This window comes from Streptomyces panaciradicis, from assembly GCF_023516615.1.
GTDB lineage: Bacteria > Actinomycetota > Actinomycetes > Streptomycetales > Streptomycetaceae > Streptomyces > Streptomyces panaciradicis.
Genome location: NZ_JAMGBF010000266.1, coordinates 1 through 6,669, shown reverse-complemented (window position 1 = coordinate 6,669; position 6,669 = coordinate 1). Strand labels below are relative to the sequence as shown.

Below are 6,669 nucleotides of genomic sequence, written 5' to 3'. Positions count from 1 at the left end.
GCCGCCGCCGGGCCGCCCGCTAGCGGCCGCCGGTACGCGTGGCGCACCGTGGGCGGGGCCGCCCACGGTGCGCCGGGGTCAGTGCAGGTCGGCGCCGGCGACGCTGCCGGTGACCCGGCCGTCCGGCAGCGGGGCGTCCACGGGCGCGTTGTCGTCGAGGAAGCCGCCCGACTGGTGCGACCACAGCTTCGCGTAGGCGCCCTCGGCCGCGAGCAGCTCCTGGTGCGTGCCCTGTTCGACGATCCGGCCGCGGTCGAGGACCACGAGCCGGTCCATGCCCGCGACCGTGCTCAGCCGGTGCGCCACCACCAGGGCCGTGCGCCCTTCCATGAGCCGCCACAGCGCTTCCTGCACGAGGATCTCGCTCTCGGAGTCCAGTGCGCTGGTCGCCTCGTCGAGCAGCAGGATCGGCGCGTCGCGCAGGATCGCCCGGGCCAGGGCGACGCGTTGACGCTGCCCGCCGGACAGTTTGATGCCGCGCTCGCCGACCATGGTGTCGAAGCCGTGCGGCAGCGCGTCGGCGAACTCCGTGACGTGCGCCGCCTCGGCCGCCCGGCGGATCTCGGCATCGGTGGCGTCCGGCCGGGCGAAGGCGATGTTGTCGCGCAGGGTGCGGTGGAACATGGCCGGGTCCTGGGGGACGTAGGCGATGAGGCCCCGCAGGTCGGCCTGGCGCATCCGGCTGATGTCCTGGCCGCCGATGAGGATCCGGCCGCCGTCGATGTCCGTCATCCGCAGCAGCAGCCGGGTCAGGGTGGTCTTGCCCCCGCCGGACCGGCCGACGAGGCCGATCTTCGCGCCGCTGGGCACGGCCAGGTCGAGGCCGTCGAAGAGCGGTTTCCCTCCCCCGTGGGCGAAGGTCACCCGTTCGAAGCGGACGTCGGCGGGCCCCTGGCGCAGCGGCTCGGGGGCCGCCGGGTCGAGGACCGTCGGCGGCACCAGCAGCAGTTCGGTGAACTGCGCGGCCTCCGTCATGGAGCTCTCCAGACGGCGGTAGATCTGGTTGAAGTCGAACATGATCTTGGTGGCGTTGGCGTAGTAGGTGAAGGCGACCACGATCGCCTCCACCCCGTGCTCGCCGCCGCCGAGAGCCACGGCGAGCACCAGCCCGAGGACGTTGGTCAGCACGGACATCGGCGCGACCAGCGTGTCGATGCGGAGGTTGCCGTAGTCCCACGACCGCAGCATCAGGCGGCGCGAGTGCGCGACCCGCGAGCGGTGCTCGGCGGCCTCGCGCTCCTCCGCGGCGAACGCCCGGACCGTGTCCATGTTCATCAGGCTGTCGGCGACATGCCCCGACACCCGGGCGATCGCCTCCTCGCGCTGGTCGACGAGGGCCTGACGGCGCCGGATGAGCGGGGCCACCAGCAGGGCCGTCAGCGCGATCATCGCCAGCAGTCCGACGACCAGCAGCGGTTCGTAGCGCCACAGCACCACCGAGCCGAAGAGCAGCGGCACCAGGCTGCCCACGACGTTGAAGGTGAGGGTGTCGATGAAGTCCTCGAAGCGGGAGGCGAAGCTCAGCACCCGCTTGGTCAGCGATCCGGCGAAGTTGTCGTGGAAGAACGTGGCGTCCTTGGCAAACAGCTCGTCCATGCCCAGGACGTACAGCGCCTCGACACCGAGGGCGTCGAGGCGGTTCAGGCAGTGCAGGCCGATGCGCCACAGGCCCTCAGCCAGCAGCATGACGCCGGCGAAGCCGATGACGTACGGCAGGGTCGCGCCGAGGCCGGCGCCGTCGCCGCCGGCGATGCGGGCGACGAGCTTGGCCACGATGAGCGGCGCGATGTAGTTGAGGCCGATGTTCCCGAGGGCCGGCAGCAGCATGGCGGGTGCCGTCAGCCGCCGTAACCGGGCCAGTTGTCGTCCGTAGTAGCGAAGTGCGAGGAGCACGGGGCCCCTGCGCGGCGAACCCGCGCGTGCGTCAGCTGATCCCATCCCGATCCCGTCGTCGTACGGCGGTGGGCCTGCGCGTGGCGCGGCGGGCAACGTCGTTCGTGTGAGCGCCCTCGCACAGCTCGCGGCGACGCCCTCGCGCGAGTACGTGCAGGCCAGGAATGGGAGTGTCCCGCGAAGGTCCCCGTCCGGTCCACGCGTTTTCCGCCCGCCGGGAGGTGCGCCCCGCGCGCACGGGACGCACGTCGCGAGCGGCAGGGACGGCGCGCGGGTGTCACAGAATCGGCAGCTGTCCGGTCCTGGGTGGTGTGAGGACCGACAGCAGCATCACCCGACAGGCGGAGGTGGCCACCGGGCCGGCGGGGTACGGCTCCGGCAGGGCGGACGCGGAACCGGGAGCAGGCATGGGCACCGAGGACGACAGCGACACCCTCGGCGACGCCACGAGGACCTTTCTGGCGGCCCGGCCGCAGCTGTTCGGCATCGCCTACCGCGTCCTCGGCAGCGCCACGGAGGCCGAGGACATCGTCCAGGAGGCGTGGCTGCGCTGGCAGAACACCGATCGCGGCGCCGTGCGCGAACCGGCGGCGTTCCTCGCCACCGTCACCGCCCGGCTGGCGATCAACCTCGCCCGGTCCGCCCGGGTGCGGCGCGAGTCGTACGTCGGCCCCTGGCTGCCGGAGCCGGTCGACACGCGCGCGGACCCGCAGTTGGGGGCGGAGCGGGCCGAGGCGCTCGACATGGCGGTGCTCTTCCTGCTGGAGAAGCTCAACCCGGTGGAGCGCGCCGCCTATGTGCTGCGCGAGGCCTTCGACCACCCGTATCCGCAGATCGCTCAGATGCTGGAGCTGAGCGAGGCCAACGCGCGCCAGCTGGTGAGCCGCGCCCGCAGGCATCTGTCGTCGGACCGCCGCAGGCCCGTGGAGCCGGCGGCGCACCGGCGGCTGACGGAGGTGTTCCTGACCGCGGCGCAGACCGGTGATCTGGCCGTGCTCGAAGGCCTGCTCGCCGAGGACGTGGCCAGCTACTCCGACGGCGGCGGGGTGCGCGGAGCGTCGCGGATCCCGGTCTTCGGGCGTCGGCACGTCTCCCGGTACCTGGCCGCCTTCGCCCCCCGTTTCTGGCCCGGCAAGGACATCCGGCCGGTGGAGGCCAACGGCGTGCCGGCCGCCCTCGTCCTGGCGGACGGGCAGGCGGTGGCCCTGCTCTGCCTGGACGCCTCGGAGCGCGGCATCGAGCGCCTGATGTGGGTCATGAGCCCGCGCAAACTCGCGCCCTACGTGGCATCGCTGGACGCCTGACGGCCCGGCCCCCGCCCGTGCCGTCACCGGGACGGGCGGGGCACTGTCACAAGCCGGGGCCCTGCCCGGTCTGTCCTGATGCAGGCACCGAAGAAGACTCCGAGAGGAATTCCGACATGAAGGTCGTAGTGATCGGTGGTACCGGGCTCATCGGCTCGAAGGTGGTCGCGCTGCTCGGCGAGCACGGGCACGAGGCGGTCGCGGCCGCGCCCAGCACCGGCGTCGACACGCTGACCGGTGAGGGGCTGGCCGAGGTCCTGCGGGGCGCGTCGGTCGTGGTCGACGTCTCCAACTCCCCCTCGTTCAAGGACGAGGACGTCATGGACTTCTTCCGCACGTCCACGACCAACCTCCTCAAGGCGGAGGCCGAGGCCGGTGTGGGGCACCATGTCGCCCTGTCCGTCGTCGGCACCGATCGCCTGCTGGACAGCGGCTACTTCCGCGCCAAGCAGGTCCAGGAGGACCTGATCAGGGCATCGGACGTCCCCTTCTCCCTCGTGCACGCCACCCAGTTCTTCGAGTTCGCCAAGGGCCTCGCCGACGGCATGACCGAGGACGGCACCGTCCGCCTGCCCGACGCGAGGATCCAGCCCATGGTCTCCGACGACGTCGCCGCGGCCGTCGGCCGTACCGCGGCCGGCGCCCCGGTGGGCGGCGTGGTGGAGACCGGCGGCCCCGAGGCCTTCCGGCTGGAGGAGTTCATCCGCATGGGCCTCACCGCGCTGAACGACCCCCGCGAGATCGTCACGGACCCGCAGGCCCGCTACTGGGGCGCCGCGCTGCAGGAGGACACGCTGCTGCCGGGCCCGGGCGCACACCTCGGCGCGACCCGCTTCGCCGACTGGCTGGCGCGGCAGAGCTGAGCCCACGGGGGCCCTGGCCGGCGGCCGAGGGCCCCGGCACTCCCCTAGCGCGTCCTCTATCGCGTCCTCGACGCGTGCGGCGCCGCGCCGTGGCGCATCGCGCGGCGTTCGCCCTCCGTCGCCCGGGCCCGGCCAGGTGGAGGGCCTGCCTGGTACTCGAAGGGGGTGTCCGGAAGCGAGCGTCGGCTGAGGCTGCTGCTCCGCAGACACCGGCCGTCACTTCCGGCTACAGGGCGTCCTGATGCGACGTGGCATGGAGGGAGCCGAGCAGGTTGAGGGCCTGGGCGCTGGGGCTGCCGGGTTCGGCCTGGTAGATGACGAGTTGCTGGCCCGGAGCGTCGCATACGTCGAAGGCCTGGTAGGTGAGGGTCAAGGGTCCGACGTCCGGGTGGAGGAAGTGCTTGGTGTCCTGGGTCTTGCCCCGCACGGCGTGGGTGTTCCACAAGCGGGTGAAGTCCGCGCTGTGCTCGCTGAGGGCGCGGACCAGCTCCCGCAGCCGTGGGTGGTCCGGGTCGAGGCCGGCCGCCTGACGCAGGTGGCTCACGGTGGCCTGCGCGGTGTGGCTCCACCGGGTGTAGAACCGCCGGCCGGCCGGGTCGAGGAAGGTCATGCGGGCCAGGTTGTCCGCCCGTTCGAAGGGTGAGTGCAGGGCCTCGGCCAGGGCGTTGTCCGCCAGGATGTCCAGGGTCCGGTTGATGGCGAACGCCGGGGCGCCCGGGTAGCCGTCCATCAGCCGGCGAAGGGCCGGACTGACGCGGTCCGTGGTGTGAGTGAACCGGTTGCTCGGCGCTGCCCCGGCCAGCTGGTGCAGGTGTGCCTGGGCGTGGGGGTCCAGTCGCAGAGCGCGGCCGAGCGCGTCGAGTACCTGGGCCGAAGGGTGGCGTTCGCGTCCCTGTTCCAGACGGGTGTAGTAATCAGCGTTCACTCCGGCCAGGACCGCGACCTCTTCACGGCGCAGTCCGGTGACCCTGCGCACGCCGTAGCTCGCCATGCCGACGTCCTGCGGCCGTAGGCCCGCCCTGCGTGCGCGGAGGAACTCTCCCAGGTGGTTGTCGGTCATGTCCTCAGGCTAGGGCGCGGGAGCGGTGTGCTGCCTGGGTGCGGTGCACCCAGGCAGCACACGTCCTGGTCGGCGGTCTCCGGCCTGTCCAGACTCGGTCGGGCAGGACAGATCGGCATTCGTGGACGAAGGGAGTCCGTCATGACAGGGAACGCGGAGGAGGGCCCTGCCGACGTGGTCGGCATGTGGGTGACCGCGGACGGTCACATCCGCCAGGAGTTGCGGGCGGACGGCCGGTACGACGAGGCCCGGGGTGACCGGCGCAGCGCGTACACGGGCCGATACACGGTGTCCGACAGCCACATCGACTACGTCGACGACTCCGGGTTCCACGCGACGGGCGACATCCGCGATGGCGTGCTCCACCACGAGCACCTCGTGCTCCACCGAGAGGAAAAGCAGGCATGACAGGCGCACCCAAGGTCGTGGCAGTCACGGGAGCGAGCAGCGGGATCGGCGAGGCGACCGCCCGCCGGCTTGCCGCCGACGGCCACCGTCTGTTCCTTGGAGCCCGGCGCACCGATCGTCTCGATGCGCTGACCAGGGAGATCGCTACCGCAGGCGGCACCGCGGCGTTCCAGCGGCTGGACGTCACGGATGCCGATGACGTCCGGGCCTTCGTGTCCGCCGCCCGCGAGCGCTACGGCCGAGTGGACGTGGTGGTCAACAACGCCGGAGTGATGCCACTCTCCCCGCTGGAAGCGCTGAAGACCGACGAGTGGGACCGCATGATCGACGTCAACGTGCGGGGGGTCCTGCACGGTATCGCCGCCGCCCTGCCCACGATGCGTGCTCAGGGCAGCGGACACTTCGTGAACATCGCCTCCGTCGGCGCATACGAGGTCTCTCCCACCGCCGCCGTCTACTGCGCCACCAAATTCGCCGTCCGCGCGATCTCCGAGGGACTGCGCCAGGAGTCCACCGGGAACATCCGGGTCACCCTCGTCTCCCCGGGCGTGACCGAGTCCGAACTCGCCGACGGCATCTCCGACCCTGCCGCCCGGGAGGCCATGACGACCTACCGCGCCGTGGCGCTGCCCGCCTCGGCCATCGCGGAGGCCATCGCCTACGCCCTCTCCCAGCCTCCGCAGGTCGACGTCAACGAAATCATCGTCCGTCCCGCCGCAAGCGCCCAATGACCCGCGGTGGCGCCACACCTGCTGCGAACGATCCGGCCCCTCGCCTTCGGCGGATTCGCCCCGACGACGGTCCGTGAGGGCCCCGACCGGTGCGCTCCTCCCGCCGGCACGACGAAGGGCCTGCACAGGCTGTCCGCCTGTGCAGGCCCTTCGCACCGTCGGGACGACAGGATTTGAACCTGCGACCCCTTGACCCCCAGTCAAGTGCGCTACCAAGCTGCGCCACGTCCCGGTGCGCGCTTCGCGGTGGACCGCGTGATCGCGCAGGTCAACCTTACCGTACGGGTACCGGTGTGTGCGTCGGCCCGGCTGCGGGGGCCGGCCCGGTGGCTCGCCGGGCCGGCCGGTCGCCTCAGCCGCGGGTGGCCGACGCCACGGGCTGCGGCTGTGCGGGCGCCGGGTCGTCCCCC

At 72.1% G+C, this 6,669-nt stretch carries 6 protein-coding genes and 1 tRNA gene; 4 read left to right on the top strand and 3 right to left on the bottom strand.

Annotated features, from left to right (window positions below; all coding sequences use genetic code 11):
* Positions 1 to 78: 78 nt before the first annotated feature.
* Positions 79 to 1,893 (bottom strand): ABC transporter ATP-binding protein, encoded by a 1,815-nt coding sequence (locus tag M8J74_RS43420; protein ID WP_372500436.1) that lies wholly within the window; start codon positions 1,891 to 1,893, stop codon positions 79 to 81.
* A gap of 407 nt (positions 1,894 to 2,300) precedes the next feature.
* Between M8J74_RS43420 and M8J74_RS43415 the strand changes: the two genes are divergently transcribed.
* Both M8J74_RS43415 and M8J74_RS43410 read left to right on the top strand, forming a co-directional pair.
* Entirely contained in the window at positions 2,301 to 3,197 is an 897-nt protein-coding gene (locus tag M8J74_RS43415; RefSeq protein ID WP_249841669.1) for an RNA polymerase sigma-70 factor, read from the top strand.
* A gap of 116 nt (positions 3,198 to 3,313) precedes the next feature.
* On the top strand, positions 3,314 to 4,060 hold the full coding sequence (locus M8J74_RS43410) for an SDR family oxidoreductase (protein ID WP_249841668.1): 747 nt from the start codon (positions 3,314 to 3,316) through the stop codon (positions 4,058 to 4,060).
* A 226-nt stretch (positions 4,061 to 4,286) separates the two neighbouring features.
* On the opposite strand, the gene M8J74_RS43405 is transcribed toward M8J74_RS43410, so the two are convergent.
* Complete coding sequence (locus tag M8J74_RS43405) at positions 4,287 to 5,120, bottom strand: helix-turn-helix transcriptional regulator (RefSeq protein WP_249841667.1); 834 nt, start codon at positions 5,118 to 5,120, stop codon at positions 4,287 to 4,289.
* 141 nt (positions 5,121 to 5,261) lie between these two features.
* Between M8J74_RS43405 and M8J74_RS43400 the strand changes: the two genes are divergently transcribed.
* Both M8J74_RS43400 and M8J74_RS43395 read left to right on the top strand, forming a co-directional pair.
* Complete coding sequence (locus tag M8J74_RS43400) at positions 5,262 to 5,528, top strand: Atu4866 domain-containing protein (RefSeq protein WP_249841666.1); 267 nt, start codon at positions 5,262 to 5,264, stop codon at positions 5,526 to 5,528.
* Positions 5,525 to 6,259 carry an SDR family oxidoreductase gene (locus M8J74_RS43395; protein WP_249841665.1) on the top strand — a complete coding sequence of 245 codons (735 nt, stop codon included), beginning with the start codon at positions 5,525 to 5,527 and terminating at the stop codon, positions 6,257 to 6,259. The genes M8J74_RS43400 and M8J74_RS43395 overlap by 4 nt, the downstream gene beginning before the upstream one ends.
* A gap of 158 nt (positions 6,260 to 6,417) precedes the next feature.
* Here M8J74_RS43395 and M8J74_RS43390 read toward each other — a convergent pair.
* Positions 6,418 to 6,491, bottom strand: a tRNA-Pro gene (locus M8J74_RS43390).
* Positions 6,492 to 6,669: the final 178 nt, after the last annotated feature.